The sequence below is a fragment of the Noviherbaspirillum sp. genome (assembly GCF_035944575.1).
Taxonomy (GTDB): domain Bacteria; phylum Pseudomonadota; class Gammaproteobacteria; order Burkholderiales; family Burkholderiaceae_D; genus Noviherbaspirillum.
Genome location: NZ_DASZBA010000150.1, coordinates 1 through 15,507, shown reverse-complemented (window position 1 = coordinate 15,507; position 15,507 = coordinate 1). Strand labels below are relative to the sequence as shown.

Below are 15,507 nucleotides of genomic sequence, written 5' to 3'. Positions count from 1 at the left end.
TCAAGAACGCGCATGTGCGTATCGACTTCGTTTCCAGCCGGCTGTCCGCCCGGACCCGGTCCTTGATAGACATCATCGGCATCATCGCCTTTCTTCTGCCATTGTGCTACCTGCTGATCACCCTCTCATGGCCGCTTTTCGTGAATGCATGGCAAAGCGGCGAAGTGTCCGGCAATGCGGGCGGCCTCGTACGCTGGCCAGTCTACCTGCTGATTCCGGTCGGCATGACGCTGCTTCTGCTGCAGGGGCTATCCGAGCTTATCAAGCGCCTTGCATTCCTGGCCGGTGCGATACCCGACCCGTTGGCCGAGACCGACAATCCTGAAGAAGACGAACTCAAGCGCCTCGAAGAAGAAGCGGCAGCGCGTGCGCAACAACTGGCCGGAGGCAAAAACTAATGGAATTTCTGATCCAAAATTTTGTTCCGCTGCTGTTCGCCGGACTGCTGATTTTTCTGTTAACCGGCTTTCCGGTCGCATTCAGCCTTGCAGCCACCGGACTGACATTCGGCGTCATCGGCATGTGGGCCGATTTGTTTCCGCAAGCATTGTTTCAGGCATTGCCGTTGCGAGTGTTCGGCATCATGCAGAACGATACGCTGCTTGCGATTCCCTTCTTTACACTCATGGGAATCATTCTTCAACGAAGCGGCATGGCGGAGGATCTGCTTGAAACCGTTGGGCAGGTTTTCGGTCCGTTGCGCGGCGGTCTTGCACTGGCGGTGATTTTTGTCGGTGCACTTCTTGCCGCTACCACTGGTGTCGTGGCGGCCGCCGTCATTTCGATGGGTCTCATCTCGCTGCCCATCATGATGCGTTATGGCTATAACCGTACGGTGGCGACCGGCACCATCACTGCATCCGGCACACTGGCACAGGCAATCCCACCCTCGCTCGTGCTGATCGTGATGGCGGACCAGCTCGGTCGCTCCGTAGGCGATATGTATTCCGGCGCACTCATCCCGGGACTGCTGCTGGTAGCTCTTTACGCATTGTTCATCATTGCACTGGCCATATTTAAACCGAGCTGGGTTCCAGCACTCCCGCCGGAAGCGCTCATCTACAAGGAAGCGAATGGATCAACAGGACACAAGTCGCTGTTTGCACTGCTGCTGATCTCGGGCGCCGCCGGTTACCTTTGGGCCCAGATGCATGAACAGATCATCAATCCGATGATCCAGAGGCCGACGGCCGCTCCCGGCGATGAAATACTGGTGATGTCGATGACCGTCGCATCTTTCACCGCACTCGGTCTCGCCATCGTAAGCCGCCTGCTGCGGCTGAACCTGTTTTCGAAACTGTCGGAACGCGTTACGTTTGTACTCATTCCGCCTCTGGTGCTGATTTTTCTCGTGCTTGGAACGATCTTCCTCGGCATTGCCACACCGACCGAAGGGGGCGCGATGGGAGCGACCGGCGCCCTCATCATGGCACTGGCACGCAAGCGTCTCAGTTTCGACCTGCTCAAGCAGGCACTCGACAGCACCGCGCGCCTGTCATGTTTCGTTCTATTCATCCTCATCGGCTCCACCGTATTCAGCTTTACCTTCAATGCGGCGGACGGCCATGTCTGGGTTGAACATCTGTTCGACAAACTCCCTGGTGGACAGCTGGGCTTCCTGATCGCGGTGAATCTGCTGATCTTCGTTCTCGGCATGTTCATCGACTTCTTCGAGATCGCCTTCATCGTCATTCCGATCCTGGCGCCCGTCGCTGAAAAAATGGGTATCGACCTGATCTGGTTCGGCGTCATCATCGCGATGAACCTCCAGACCTCGTTCCTGACTCCGCCATTCGGTTTTGCGCTGTTCTACCTCCGCAGCGTCGCGCCGAAGAATGATTACAATGACCGCGTCACCAACGTGCGGATACCGGCAATCACTACGACGCAGATCTACAAGGGTTCGATTGCCTTCATCATCCTCCAGCTGATCATGGTCGCTGTGGTGATTGCATTCCCCAACCTGGTCACCGGCGCGATGGAGAAAGGACCGAAGGTTGATCTGAACACAATCGAGCTTGAAGCGGAAACCGGTAACTATGGCAAGGTCGATCCGATGCAGGGATTCGGATTGCCGCAGCCAGGCGCGCAACCAGAAACGCAACCGGAAGCGCCTGCGGGCGGCGCCAAGGAAGAAGATCCGATGGATGCCGTGCGACGGTCGCTGGAGCAGGAGAAGAAATAACCGTCCTGATATCCCCGTAGGGCGGCGGAGCTTGCTGAAATGCCTCCGTTGTCCCGAACGGATCGATGCATCGCTTGCCGCACCACTGGTGCGGCTTTTTTTTGCACCTGTGCCTTGGAAGGAACCCAATGCAACGCGTGGACAGAACGAAAAAAACCCCGCGCGACTTGCGTTGCGCGGGGTTTTCCTGATGTACGCCGGTTCTTACAGTTTCTGTGCCTGCATGAAATCGTCGAAGCCGGACTCGGTGAATCGGAACCAGAGGTTCTGATCCGCACGGAATTTGGCATAGTCTTCATATACCTTCTTCCAGTTCGGATTCTTCGCCGACAGGTCGCTGTACAGCGCCATCGATTCCTTGAACGCGGCTTCCATGATCTCTTTCGGGAAACGATGCAGCTTCGCGCCTTGCGACACGAGTGTCTTCAGGGCCGCCGGATTGCGGGCGTCATACATTGCCTGCATCGTGACATGCGCCTGAGCGGCGGCCGCTTCGACGATCGCCTTGTTTTCCGCCGACAATGCATCGAAGGCCTTCTGGTTGATGAACAGGTCCAGCTGTGCTCCACCTTCCCACCAGCCAGGATAGTAGTAGTGCGGAGCGACCTTATGGAAGCCGAGCTTCAGGTCGTCGTAGGGAACGGTCCATTCGACAGCGTCGATCGTGCCTTTTTCCAGAGCCTGATACAGTTCGCCGCCCGGAATGTTTTGCGGCACACCGCCCAGACGTTCGATAACCTTGCCGGCGAAACCGCCAACGCGGAATTTCAGGCCCTTCATATCGGCCAGCGTCTTCATCTCCTTGCGGTACCAGCCGCCCATCTGCGCGCCGGTGTTACCCATCGGGAAATTGATGATGTTGTAATTCTTGTAGAACTCGCGCATCAGTTTCAAGCCATTGCCTTCATACATCCAGGCAGTCATCTGGCGGGAATTCAGGCCGAATGGGATGGCACTGCCGATGGCGAACGTATCGTCCTTGCCGAAGAAGTAGTACGGGGCGGTGTGCGCGCACTCGACGGTACCGCCTTGCACAGCGTCCACAACACCGAACGGCGGCATCAATTCGCCGCCGGCATGCACGGAGATCGTGAACTTTCCGCCCGACATCGCATTGACCGACTTTGAGAAGATTTCAGCTGTCCCGAAAATCGTGTCGAGAGCCTTGGGAAAGCTGGAGGCCAGTCGCCACCGTACCTGGGCTTGTGCCTGTACGAACGCCGGTGCGGATACTGCGCCGACGGCAGCGGCGCCAACCGTTGCTTTTTTTAGAAAGGAACGACGTTCCATAATGTCTCCTAGAAGTTGAACTGCTAAAACATTCGGATAAACAGGTCGTTTGATCAGGCATTGACCTTGTGTTGACCGATTTAAAACCGCAGCAAATTGTATGAGGGGGCTGCAAATGCTGCAATACAAAAATCATGCGGCAACGCACCATCGATCTGGACGAATGCAAGATGATCGGCAGCACTATGACGTCACCTCTCTTCAGGCTTGTCTTTTTGGTCAGTAAGAATCGAATATGAGCATAGGCATGACTTCCATCCATCCGCGAACGGCGATGCAACAACAAAAGAAAACCCCCGCCAGGCGTTCGCCTTGCCGGGGGTTTCCGTAACATTCAAATCAGGAGTTACAGCTTTTGTGCCTGCATGAAGTCGTCGAAACCGGCCTCTGTAAAGCGGAACCACAGGTTTTGGTCGGCGCGGAATCTGGCGTAGTCGTCATAGACTTTTTTCCAGTTCGGATTCTTGGCTGACAGGTCGCTGTACAGCGCCATCGATTCCTTGAACGCACCTTCCATGATTTCCTTCGAAAAGCGATGCAGCTTTGCGCCTTGCGACACAAGTGTCTTCAACGCCATCGGATTGCGGGCATCGTACTTTGCCTGCATGTCCACGTGGGCATGCGATGCAGCGGCTTCGATGATCGCTTTGTTTTCGGCCGACAATGCATCGTAGGCTTTTTGGTTGACGTACAGCTCCAGGTTCAGGCCGCCTTCCCACCAGCCGGGGTAGTAATAGTTGGGCGCGACTTTTTGAAAGCCGAGCTTCAAATCGTCGTACGGTCCGATCCATTCCGCGGCGTCGATCGTGCCCTTTTCCAGAGCCTGGTAGATTTCACCACCCGGAATGTTTTGCGGCACACCGCCCATTCTTTCGATGACCTTGCCGGCAAAACCGCCGACGCGGAATTTCAGGCCTTTCATATCGGCCAGCGTCTTGATTTCCTTGCGGTACCAGCCGCCCATCTGCGCGCCAGTATTGCCCAAGGGGAGATTGACGATATTGAAGTTCTTGTAGAACTCGCGCATCAGCTTCATGCCATTGCCCTCATACATCCAGGCGGTCATCTGACGGGAATTCAGGCCGAACGGGATGGCACCACCGATGGCGAAGGTATCGTCCTTGCCGAAGAAGTAGTAAGGCGCGGTATGCGCACACTCGACGGTGCCTGCCTGGACGCCATCCACAACGCCGAAAGCAGGCATCAATTCGCCGGCTGCATGCACCGAGATGTTGAATTTACCGCCTGACATGGCATTGACGCTCTTGGCGAACACTTCGGCGCCACCGTAGATGGTGTCGAGTCCTTTAGGGAAGCTTGACGCGAGCCTCCAGCGAACCTGAGCCTGAGCCTGCACAACGGCAGGTGACGCGACCGCACCGACGGCAGCCGCCGCGCTTGCTTTTTTCAGAAAGGAACGACGTTCCATGATGTCTCCGGAATAAATGAACAGCTGGTTTCAGGTGATGACAGTTAGAGGCTCCACGACGGACCGGAGCATGGCGGAGAATTTTAGGAGCGCAGATTGTTGACGGCAATACAAAACAGCCCGCCTGGTAGGAGTGCTTAGGTAGTAACACTTAGAAGACTGCCGGCAACATGAAGTCGAGACGGCGTCAGGACAAAACATTTTTATTTTTGAATCCGGTTGCAAAGCAGCTTCGTATATACCGACGCAGCGTCCGTTTTTGTCCATTCATGTCGAGGAGATAGCCATGTTAACCAGTTTCAAGAAACGTTCACCAGGAATCGCGCTGGCCGTCGGCGCATTGATCGGTCTGTCGGCATTGCCGGCCATGGCCTCCAGTCATCGGGAAGCGCCGTTCCTGACCAAGGCACCGAAAGTGGATGCCACCGATTTCTACATGTTCCGCAGCTATGAAGCCAACCGTGCCGGCTTCACCACCATGATCGCGAACTACATTCCGTTACAGGACGCCTACGGCGGCCCCAATTATTTCAAGATGGATGAAAACGCGCTGTACGAAATTCACCTCGACAATAACGGCGACGCCAAGGAAGACATTACCTTCCAGTTCCGCTTCAAAACCGAAAACAAGGATACCAAGCTGAACGTCGGCGGCAAGCAGGTTTCGATTCCCCTCGTTATCAATGGCGGCGCCATCGCCTCGCCCAATGCACCCGGCGCGAACACGCGCGAGACTTATGAAGTCACCGTCGTCCGCGGTGACCGCCGCACCGGCACACGCCAGGCGGTCACCAACGCTGCAAACGGCTCCACCACCTTCGACAAGCCGCTCGACAACATTGGCAACAAGTCGATACCCAATTACGATGGGTATGCCGCCGCACATATCTACAACGTCAACATCCCGGGCTGCGGCACACCGGGCCGGATTTTCGTCGGCCAGCGCAAGGACCCGTTCGTGGTGAACCTGGGCGAAACCTTCGACCTCATCAACATCAAGGCACCCGCGACAGCCTTCGATCCGAATGCGGAACGCGCCGCTCGGGACGACCTCGCCAACAAGAATGTCACCGCATTGTCGGTCGAAGTACCGACCAGCTGCATCACCGCCGGCAGCGAAACCGTCGTCGGCGGCTGGACCACCGCCAGCCTGCGCCAGGGCCGTTTGATGGATCCGGCCGGCGGCGCGAAGGAAGGCGGCGCATGGACGCAGGTATCCCGCCTGGGCATGCCGCTGGTGAATGAAGTGGTGATCGGCCTGAAGGACAAGGACAAGTTCAACAGCAGCAAGCCGAGCGGGGATGCCCAGTTTGCCGACTACGTCACCAACCCCACCCTGCCCGCCCTCGTGGAGATCCTCTACGGCAGCGCCGGTGCCAAGGCGCCGACCAACTTCCCGCGCAATGACCTGGTCACCGCTTTCCTGACCGGCGTGCAGGGCTTGAACAGGCCAGCGAACGTGGTTCCCTCCGAAATGCTGCGCTTGAACACCAGTATTCCGGTGAGCGCCACCCAGAACCGTCTCGGCGTGATCGGCCTTGATAATGCCGGTTTCCCGAACGGCCGCCGTCCAGGTGACGACGTGGTCGACATTGCGCTGCGCGTAGTCATGGGACGCCTGTGCACGCTCAACCTCGGTTGCGCACCGGCAGACGCTCCGGCAGGCGCGCTGGACTTCACCGACGGCGCTTATCTGGATGCCACCTTCGTCAACAACACGTTCCCGTATCTGAAGTCGCCGATTCCGGGCTCGCCGCAAAGCGCCGCCATGCAATCGTCCGGGCAATAAGTCCGGGTCACTGCGAATCCAGATAAGGAGAACACCATGAAAAAGTATTTGTTGATTATCGGCATGTCCGCTGTGCTTGCAGCATGCGGCGGCAGCGGTGGCGACGGCGCCGTGGCCAACCCCGGTGGAAGCAATCCGCCACCCATGTCAACAGTTGACGCATTCTTCACCCGTGTCATGGCATTGATCGGTTCGTCGTCCGACAATACAGAGCCGGTCGCGGTTGATTCTGTGAGCCCAACCACTCCGGAGGATAGCGAGCCGTCGCCATTGAGCTGACGAATGGCGCAACTGCAAGTAGCAAACGACGCCGGAGGCCGGATTTTCCGTCCAGCCTCCGGCATTTCGTCAACGATATGCCAATCTTTTAAGCACCGGCGCAGAACAGGCAGTAGACTTACGTTGTCTTTTCTTTATCGACTTGACCATGCAAAACAAGAATATCCTCCCAATACTCTGGCTTCATCTATTGCCCACTCTCGCGCTGGCAGGCGGAATCCAGGGAACGGAGCGAAGCCTTGATGCAGTCGTGGTCGAAGCCGACCGATTCAACCCGATCGGCGTCGCCGATTCCGCCAACCAAGGCACGATTACAGCAAAGCAACTCGAGAACCGGCCGTTGGCGCGGACCGCTGAAATGCTGGAAGCTGTACCGGGCGTGATCGTTACCCAGCACTCGGGTGACGGCAAGGCCAACCAATACTATGTACGCGGCTTTAACCTCGACCATGGCACCGATTTCCGCACCACGGTGCTCGGCATGCCCGTCAACATGCCGAGCCATGCGCACGGCCAGGGCTACGCGGACCTGAACTTCCTGATCCCCGAACTCGTCCGGTCGATCACCTATAAAAAAGGAACCTACTACGCCGAGGAAGGCGATTTTTCCGCCGCCGGCGCTGCGGCATTCGACTATGTACGTACGCTGCCGAACGGCATTGCCAGTATCGAAGTCGGGCAGCGCCAGTACCGTCGGGCAGTGCTCGCCGATTCCTCGGCAATCGGTCCGGGCAATCTGCTGTACGCAGTGGAAGCGGCGGGCCAGGATGGCCCATGGGAATTGCCGGAGAATTACCGCCGCTTCAATGGCGTGCTCTCTTATAGCTGGAAAGCCGGCCAGGATGATTTCCGTGTGACCGGGATGGCGTTGCGGTCGAACTGGGATTCGACCGATCAGATTCCGAGACGGGCCATCGAGTCCGGCGCGATCGGGCGCTTCGGCTTCGTCGACCCGACCGACGGCGGGAAAACCTCCCGTTACAGCCTGTCGGCCGACTGGACACGCCGCTATGCTGACGGGGCGTTGCGAATCAACGCCTATGTCATCCGATCCCGACTGGACCTGTTCAGCAACTTCACCTATTTCCTGGACGATCCGGTCAACGGCGACCAGTTCGAGCAGGCGGAACGCCGCACCGTCACCGGCCTGAGTGGCGACCGGACGTGGGTGCACAAGCTGGCCGGCTTCGACTCGGAAACCACCGCAGGCGTCCAGCTGCGACGCGACGATCTTGATCCGGTCGGCCTGTACAAGACGGTGGCCCGCAACAGATTGAGCACGACCCGGGAAGATGAACTGACAGAGACAGCGGCCGCCATATTCGCCTCCAACACGACGCGCTGGACGCCATGGTTCCGTACCGTGGCGGGTGTGCGCGGAGACCGGTATGTGTTCGATGTCACCAGCGATAATCCCGCCAATTCCGGCAAGGTTCACGAAACGCTGACGAGCCCGAAGCTGTCGGGCATTTTCAATATCGGCAGCAATACCGAGGCGTACCTGAACTGGGGGCGCGGCTTTCACAGCAACGATGCGCGCGGGGTGACGCAAACCGTCGATCCCGGAACAGGAACACCGTTCGACGCGGACGGCAATCCGATCACACGGGCCACGCCGCTGGTGAAGGCAACCGGCAAGGAAGTCGGCCTGCGCCTGAACGGACTCGCGCCCGGCTTGCAGACGTCGCTGTCGCTGTGGCGGCTCGACCTGGCGTCGGAGCTGGTATTCGTTGGTGATGCGGGCACCACGGAGGCAGGACGCCCAAGCCGCCGCACTGGCATCGAAATCGCCAACTACTACACGCCGATGCCGGGCTGGATCATTGACGCCGACCTTGCCTGGTCACGCGCCCGGTTTCGGGATGCGGACCCTGCGGGCAACTACATTCCCGGTGCGATCCAGCGTACCGCCTCTATAGGCATGACCGGAGAACAGGGAAAATGGTCGGGTGGACTGCGTCTGCGCTATTTCGGCGGAAGGCCGCTGATCGAGGACAACTCGGTACGGTCCGGGTCCTCCACGCTGGTCAACGCCAAGCTGGGCTATTCGGTCAACAAGGATGTCAAAGTAGTCGCGGAGGTCCTGAACCTGTTCAACCGGAGAGTGAGCGACGTCGATTACTTCTATGAATCGCGGCTGGCCGGCGAAACGGAGGCGGTCAGCGACATCCATACCCATCCGGCTGAACCGAGAACGCTCCGCGTGGGGCTGGTGATGAAGTTCTGATCCGGCCACGTGAGATGGTGGCCGACGCCGGAAACCTTGTTGCTCAGTTCCCGGCCACCATCATGCTTTCAATCAGGATGGAGCCGGTTTCCTTGTTGCCGCGGATGATCCGGTCCGCGCCTACTGCGACAATCTGCCGGAACATGGCCTTCATGTTGCCGGCAATCGTGATCTCTTCCACCGGATACTGGATCACGCCGTTTTCCACCCAGTAGCCGGACGCGCCGCGCGAATAATCGCCGGTCACATAATTCACGCCCTGCCCCATCAGCTCGGTCACGAGAAGTCCCGTATCGAGCTTCTTCAGCATCGCCTCGAAGTCGTCGTCCTGTGAGGCCAGCGTGGAATGCAGCATGAGGTTGTGCGCCCCGCCGGCATTGCCCGTGGTCTTCATGCCCAGCTTGCGCGCGGAGTAGGTCGACAGGAAATAGCCCTGCACCATGCCGTCCTTCACGATGTCGCGCCGAAAGGTCTTCACGCCTTCCTGGTCGAAAGGGGACGAGCCCGCCGCGCCGGGAATATGCGGATCCTCGGAAATCTGGATATGCGGCGCAAACACTTGCTGGCCGAGGGAATCCAGCAGAAAGGTGGACTTGCGGTAGAGCGCACCGCCCGATATCGCCTGCACGAATGCGCCGAGCAGGCCGGCCGCCAGCGGCGCCTCGAACAGGACGGGGCATTTGCGGGTATCGAGCTTGCGCGCATTCAGGCGGGCGAGCGCGCGTTCGGCGGCATAACGGCCGATCGCCTCCGGTTCAGCCAGCTTGGACGGATCGCGTGTCGATGAGTACCAGCTATCCCGTTGCATGTTCGCGCCCTTGCCGGCAATCGGCGCGACGGACATGGTGTGCCGGGAATAGGGATAACCGCCGATGAATCCGCGCGAGTTCGCAGACACGAAATGCGACTGCTGCGCATGCACGCTCGCGCCTTCGCTGTTCGTGACGCGGTTGTCGACCGCGAACGCCGCCCCCTCTGCCCGCTTGGCCAATTCGACCGCCTCTTCGGTGGTGATGCGCCACGGGTAACACAGCTTCAGGTCGCGTGGCGACATCTCCAGCGTATCCTCGTCGGGCAGGCCCGCGCAGTCGTCCTCTGCAGTGAAGCGGGCAATGTTATAGGCCGCTTCCACCGTATCCATCAGCGATTGCCGCGAGAAGTCGGATGTGCTGGCATTGCCGCGCCTGACATGGCCATCGCCGCCAAGGTACACGGTCACGCCCATGCCCTTGTCCTTGTTCTGTTCGATGGTTTCGATCTTGCCCTTGCGTACCGACACCGAAAGCCCATTTCCTTCGTTGATCTCGACCGCCGCGTTGAATGCGCCTTTTTCCTTGGCGAAACGTAATACATCCTCTGCGATCTGTTTGAGCTGGTCTTGGGTATGGGTAAATACAGGCTGGCTCATGGGCGCGGTCTTTGAATAGCATTTAAAACAGTTATCATAGCAGTCGTTTACCGATTCGCTCTTAGCGCTATTCAATCATGCCAAATCCCAATCGAGGCGCCTGCGGGTTCCAGTCCAATGAATTCGAGCAGGAGTACGACCGCCCGTCCAAGTCCCAACTGAAACGTGAAATGACGGCTCTGCAGGAGCTCGGCGAGGAATTGATCGCCCAGCCCAAGGACCGGGTGATGCGCGTGCCGATGCCGGAGGATGTGCGCGAAGCTATCCTCGAATGCCAAAAAATCAAGGATCACGAAGGCCGTCGCCGCCAGACGCAGTATGTCGGCAAGAAAATGCGAACGCTGGAAGAAGATGAGATTGCCGCCATCCAGAAGGTGCTCGACAGCTGGAAAGGCGCCTCAAAAGCGGAAACCGCCGCGATGCATGCGCTTGAACGCCGGCGCGACAAGCTGCTCGCCGATGACAAGGCCCTGACCGAACTGCTCTCCAGGCATCCAGAAGTCGACGGACAGCATTTGCGCGGCCTCATCCGGAATGCCCGCAAGGAGCAGGCGGAAAACAAGCCGCCGAAAGCCTATCGCGAAATCTTCCAGATTTTGAAGCAACTGGCTTCGCCCCCTCCAACCGAATCGGGTGATACGCATGACGAAACCGACGAGGACTAATCCCGACGAACTCCTGATCGGCCTGGTGTCGATTTCCGATCGCGCATCCAGCGGCGTGTACGAAGATCAAGGCATACCCGCATTGCGCGATTGGTTCACCTCGGCGCTCGTCAGTCCCTGGAAAATGGAAACCCGGCTGATACCGGATGAACGGGCCGACATCGAAAAGGCACTCATTGAACTGGTTGATGAAGCCGGCTGCGATCTGGTTCTCACGACGGGCGGGACTGGCCCCGCACGGCGTGATGTCACGCCCGAAGCGACGCTCGCCGTTGCCACGAAGGAAATGCCTGGGTTCGGCGAACAAATGCGGCAGATTAGCCTGCGATTCGTTCCGACCGCGATCCTTTCGCGCCAGGTTGCCGTGATACGCGAAACATCCGGCCATGCGGCGCTCATCATGAACCTGCCCGGCCAGCCGAAGTCAATCAAGGAGACACTGGAAGGATTGAAGGACGCCGACGGCAAGCAACTGGTCGCCGGCATCTTCGCCGCAGTGCCCTACTGCATCGACCTGATCGGCGGACCGTACATCGAGACCGATGAGTCGGTGTGCAAAGCCTTCCGTCCGAAATCCGCCATTCGCAGCCGTTAAGCGCCGGAACACAATTCATCTCGAACATATCACCATGACAAAGCTGCTAGAAGCCATCCAAATCGATACTGCTCCCAATCCACCCGTTTCCGTCATCTGGCTCCATGGCCTCGGTGCCGATGGATCGGATTTCGTGCCTATCGTGCGCGAACTCGATCTGGCGGGATGCCCGGCAATCCGTTTTATTTTTCCTCATGCGCCGACCATGCCAGTGACCATCAATAACGGCTATGTCATGCGTGCCTGGTACGACATCATCGGCACGGACCTCGCCAAACGTGAAGATGAGAACGGCTTGCGCAAATCGCAGCAAGCGGTGGAAGCCCTGATCGCGCAGGAGAAGGAGCGTGGCGTTCCCGCCGACCGCATCATCCTTGCCGGGTTCTCGCAAGGCTGCGCGATGACTTTGCAGACCGGCCTGCGTCATCCGGAGAAACTGGCGGGCTTGCTCTGCCTGTCAGGCTATGTGCCGATCCATACCACCCTCGCATCGGAAAGGCATCCTGCAAACCAGGACACCCCGATCTTCCTGGCGCATGGTCGTGGTGACGCGGTCATCCCGATTGACCGCGCCGAGAAATCGCGCGATGTCCTGCAGTCGCTCGGTTACAAGGTCGAATGGCATGAATACATGATGCCGCATTCGGTCTGCGCGGAAGAAGTGGACGATATCAGCGCATGGCTGAAGCGCGTATTGGCCGGCAAGGCCGATTAAGCAACGGCGGGGACCGCCGGCGGTCATGTTCATCGATCGCACGGCGGGACTCATGAAGGATTGATGGGGGAAGATGAGGGCTGCAGAAAAAGCCGCGGCCCCAGGTTTATTTGAAGACCACCGTCTTGTGTCCGTTTAACAGGATGCGATGCTCGACGAACCACTTGACCGCACGCGCCAGAACGACGCACTCCACATCACGGCCTATCATCGTCAGGGTGTCCGGGTCCATGGCGTGATCCACCCTTTCGACGTCCTGCTCGATGATCGGCCCCTCGTCCAGATCGCCGGTGACGAAATGCGCCGTCGCGCCAATCAGTTTCACCCCCCGGTCGTGCGCCTGGTAATACGGTTTGGCGCCCTTGAAGCTGGGCAGGAAGGAATGGTGAATGTTGATCGCCCGGCCTTTGAGCGCGTCGCACATCGTTGGCGACAGGATCTGCATGTAGCGCGCCAGCACCACCAGGTCGATGTCGTTTGACTGGATGATTTCCAGTACACGCTCTTCCTGAGCCCGCTTCGCATCGGCGGATGCACCGGCTGCCAGCGGCAAATGATGAAACGGTATGTTGTAGCTTGCGGCAAGCTGATAAAAATCGGTGTGATTCGACACGATTGCCGGAATCTCTACCGGCAGCAGTCCGCTCTTGTAGCGAAACAGCAGGTCGTTCAGGCAATGCCCGATCTTCGACACCATCAGCATCATGCGCGGCTTCTTGCGTGCATCATGCAATTGCGCATTCATTTGCATGCTGGCGGCGAGCGCTCCGAAATGGTCGCGCAGCGTCTGATCGCTTACTGACGCATCTTCAGCGGAAAAGTGCACCCGCATGAAGAAAAGCTGCGACTGCGCGTCCCCGAACTGCGCCGAGTCGATGATGTTGCAGCCATGCTCGGCAAGAAAACCGGATACCCGATGGACGATGCCGCGCTGGTCGCGACAGGACAAGGTGAGAATATATTCTGGATGCGTCATGTTGTTCGCTCTATGTCGGCTTGTGCCGAAGCGCGGTATTGTCGCATGGCTTGCGGGCATAAACAAAAACCCGGCCGCGCGGAGCGCGGGCCGGGTTCAAATATTGGTGTGGGACAAAGTCTCGACAACCGGATAGCAGGCGAAACCCCGCCGGCGTCCTTCCCCAGACACCGGCGACCTGCATGTTCGGATTTTTATTGATGCACTATTGTATGCAAGACAACCGGCTGAAGCGCCCGATTAGCCGACCTTGGCAACGGTCAGGTTCTTTGCCGCCGTGCTGGCGCCAACCTGGATGTCACCTGCCAGCTGACCGCCCTCTTCGATGACGACCTTGCCGTAACGCACTTTGCCGGAAACTTTGCCGGTTGCATAGATAACGAGCTTTTGACGGACTGTCAGGTCGCCGTCGAACTCGCCGCGGATTTCTGCGATATCGATTTCAGCCGAACCTTTGAATGCGCCCTGCTCGGCGATCTGGATCACGCGCGAGTCGATAGTTGCTTCGACACGGCCTTCAACCACCAAGGTGTCGCAATCGGTGATTTCAACGCCCTTGAGCTTGATATTCGGTCCAACGATCAGCTTGCTGCCGCCACTTTCATTGGTGCTCGACGCCATAACGCCGGTGTCTGCCGGAGCGGCAGGATTCAGGCCACCGATCGGAGCAGGCTTGGACATGCCGGATGTGCCGGTAGGAACGATGGTGCTGGCTGTCGAGCCGAGCGGGGAATTCGGGGTATTGTTTTCGCGCTTGCCAAACAGTGTTTCGGAACGAAGCATGTGATCTCCAGATAAGGTTTATACGTGGCCAGGACGTAACGATTAAATTCGAATGGAAACGCTGAGAGCAATCGCATCATGCCGCATGACGCAACATCAAACAGACGTTTTCGGTTAGGGAGGCAATGTCCGCCTCTAACGCCGCGGAAATATTGCAGCTTGCCGTTCGGCAGCATGCCGCGTAGAAAGTTCCAGCACTTTTCAAATTTATGAAAAAAGCACGACCGTTCATTTTCATGTATAGTCGCCTTTCGCTTTTCCGGGCTAATTGCCCATACTGTTCCCAAGGGCAGCCAGTGACCGGAAACGACCGACGCCCCGACCCTCAACAATATGGAGACTGCCATGTCCGCTCTCACAAATCAGCAATATCGCCTCGCCGCACGCCCCGTGGGCATGCCCAAACCCACCGACTGGAACTTCACTTCGGAGCCGGTTCGTGAAATAGGCGACGGCGAAATTTTGGTAAAAGTCCTTTATCTGTCGCTCGATCCGGCCATGCGCGGATGGATGAATGAGGGCAAGTCCTATATTCGCCCGGTCGCCATCGACGAAGTCATGCGTGCCGGCGGCATCGGCAAGGTGGTCGCTTCGAAATCGCCCAAATTCGCCGTTGGCGACTATGTCTCCGGCGGCACCGGCGTGCAGCAATACTGGGTCGGCCCAGCCGACGACAAGACCGCTGCTTTCTACAAGGTTGACCCAAAGGCCGCTCCGCTACCCAAATATCTCAACGCGCTCGGCATGCCCGGCATGACTGCGTATTTCGGTTTGCTGGAAGTAGGCCAACCTAAAGCCGGTGAAACCGTCGTCGTGTCTGGCGCCGCAGGCGCCGTCGGCCAGACCGTCGGCCAGGTAGCAAAACACAAGGGCTGCCGTGTCGTTGGCATTGCCGGCGGCAAGGACAAGTGCGATTTCGTGGTGAACGAACTTGGTTTCGATGCGTGCATCGACTACAAGAACGGCTCGGTACGGGAAGGTTTGAAAGCCCACTGCCCGAAAGGCGTGGATGTGTATTTCGATAACGTTGGCGGCGATATCCTCGACGATGTCCTCACCCGCATCAATCTGAAGGCACGCATCATCATCTGCGGCGCGATTTCCCAGTACAACAACACAACGCCCGTAAAGGGTCCCGCGAACTATCTGTCGTTGCTGGTCAACCG

14 protein-coding genes are annotated in these 15,507 nt (G+C 58.2%); 9 read left to right on the top strand and 5 right to left on the bottom strand.

From position 1 onward, the window contains the following. Both VGU61_RS10620 and VGU61_RS10615 read left to right on the top strand, forming a co-directional pair. On the top strand, positions 1-398 hold a 398-nt coding region (locus VGU61_RS10620), incomplete at its 5' end, for a TRAP transporter small permease subunit (RefSeq protein WP_326859094.1). Further along, positions 398-2,185, top strand: a complete 1,788-nt coding sequence (locus tag VGU61_RS10615; RefSeq protein WP_326859093.1) for a TRAP transporter large permease subunit — start codon at positions 398-400, stop codon at positions 2,183-2,185. The genes VGU61_RS10620 and VGU61_RS10615, both read left to right, overlap by 1 nt. Positions 2,186-2,389: 204 nt before the next feature. On the opposite strand, the gene VGU61_RS10610 is transcribed toward VGU61_RS10615, so the two are convergent. Both VGU61_RS10610 and VGU61_RS10605 read right to left on the bottom strand, forming a co-directional pair. Next, positions 2,390-3,475: a TRAP transporter substrate-binding protein DctP gene (locus VGU61_RS10610; protein WP_326859092.1), complete on the bottom strand. Its 1,086-nt coding sequence runs from the start codon at positions 3,473-3,475 to the stop codon at positions 2,390-2,392. Positions 3,476-3,821: 346 nt separating this feature from the next. After that, complete coding sequence (locus VGU61_RS10605; RefSeq protein ID WP_326859091.1) at positions 3,822-4,904, bottom strand: TRAP transporter substrate-binding protein DctP; 1,083 nt, start codon at positions 4,902-4,904, stop codon at positions 3,822-3,824. 286 nt (positions 4,905-5,190) lie between these two features. Between VGU61_RS10605 and VGU61_RS10600 the strand changes: the two genes are divergently transcribed. The 3 genes from VGU61_RS10600 to VGU61_RS10590 all read left to right on the top strand — a co-directional run bounded on the left by VGU61_RS10600 (position 5,191) and on the right by VGU61_RS10590 (position 9,199). Further along, positions 5,191-6,693, top strand: coding sequence for a DUF4331 domain-containing protein (locus VGU61_RS10600; RefSeq protein WP_326859090.1), 1,503 nt, complete (start codon positions 5,191-5,193; stop codon positions 6,691-6,693). Positions 6,694-6,729: 36 nt separating this feature from the next. Beyond that, on the top strand, positions 6,730-6,972 hold the full coding sequence (locus tag VGU61_RS10595; RefSeq protein ID WP_326859089.1) for a hypothetical protein: 243 nt from the start codon (positions 6,730-6,732) through the stop codon (positions 6,970-6,972). 148 nt (positions 6,973-7,120) lie between these two features. Continuing rightward, on the top strand, positions 7,121-9,199 hold the full coding sequence (locus VGU61_RS10590; RefSeq protein ID WP_326859088.1) for a TonB-dependent receptor: 2,079 nt from the start codon (positions 7,121-7,123) through the stop codon (positions 9,197-9,199). A gap of 43 nt (positions 9,200-9,242) precedes the next feature. Here the strand turns inward: VGU61_RS10590 and pmbA are convergent, their stop codons facing one another. Next, positions 9,243-10,607: a metalloprotease PmbA gene (gene pmbA / locus VGU61_RS10585; protein ID WP_326859087.1), complete on the bottom strand. Its 1,365-nt coding sequence runs from the start codon at positions 10,605-10,607 to the stop codon at positions 9,243-9,245. A gap of 77 nt (positions 10,608-10,684) precedes the next feature. Here pmbA and yjgA point away from each other — a divergent pair, with 77 nt between their 5' ends. Genes yjgA through VGU61_RS10570 form a run of 3 tightly spaced genes read left to right on the top strand, consistent with a single transcriptional unit; the run spans position 10,685 to position 12,582 of the window. After that, positions 10,685-11,272, top strand: coding sequence for a ribosome biogenesis factor YjgA (gene yjgA, locus VGU61_RS10580; RefSeq protein WP_326859086.1), 588 nt, complete (start codon positions 10,685-10,687; stop codon positions 11,270-11,272). Further along, positions 11,250-11,867: a molybdopterin adenylyltransferase gene (gene mog / locus VGU61_RS10575; RefSeq protein WP_326859085.1), complete on the top strand. Its 618-nt coding sequence runs from the start codon at positions 11,250-11,252 to the stop codon at positions 11,865-11,867. Before yjgA ends, mog begins: the two co-directional genes overlap by 23 nt. Positions 11,868-11,901: 34 nt before the next feature. Further along, positions 11,902-12,582, top strand: a complete 681-nt coding sequence (locus VGU61_RS10570; RefSeq protein WP_326859084.1) for an alpha/beta hydrolase — start codon at positions 11,902-11,904, stop codon at positions 12,580-12,582. A 106-nt stretch (positions 12,583-12,688) separates the two neighbouring features. Here VGU61_RS10570 and purU read toward each other — a convergent pair whose 3' ends face one another. Together purU and VGU61_RS10560 are read right to left on the bottom strand one after the other, a co-directional pair. After that, positions 12,689-13,558: a formyltetrahydrofolate deformylase gene (purU, locus tag VGU61_RS10565; RefSeq protein WP_326859083.1), complete on the bottom strand. Its 870-nt coding sequence runs from the start codon at positions 13,556-13,558 to the stop codon at positions 12,689-12,691. 240 nt (positions 13,559-13,798) lie between these two features. Then, positions 13,799-14,341: a polymer-forming cytoskeletal protein gene (locus VGU61_RS10560; RefSeq protein WP_326859082.1), complete on the bottom strand. Its 543-nt coding sequence runs from the start codon at positions 14,339-14,341 to the stop codon at positions 13,799-13,801. A 345-nt stretch (positions 14,342-14,686) separates the two neighbouring features. Between VGU61_RS10560 and VGU61_RS10555 the strand changes: the two genes are divergently transcribed. Then, positions 14,687-15,507, top strand: an 821-nt coding sequence (locus VGU61_RS10555; protein ID WP_326859081.1) for an NADP-dependent oxidoreductase, incomplete at its 3' end; no start/stop codon positions are given.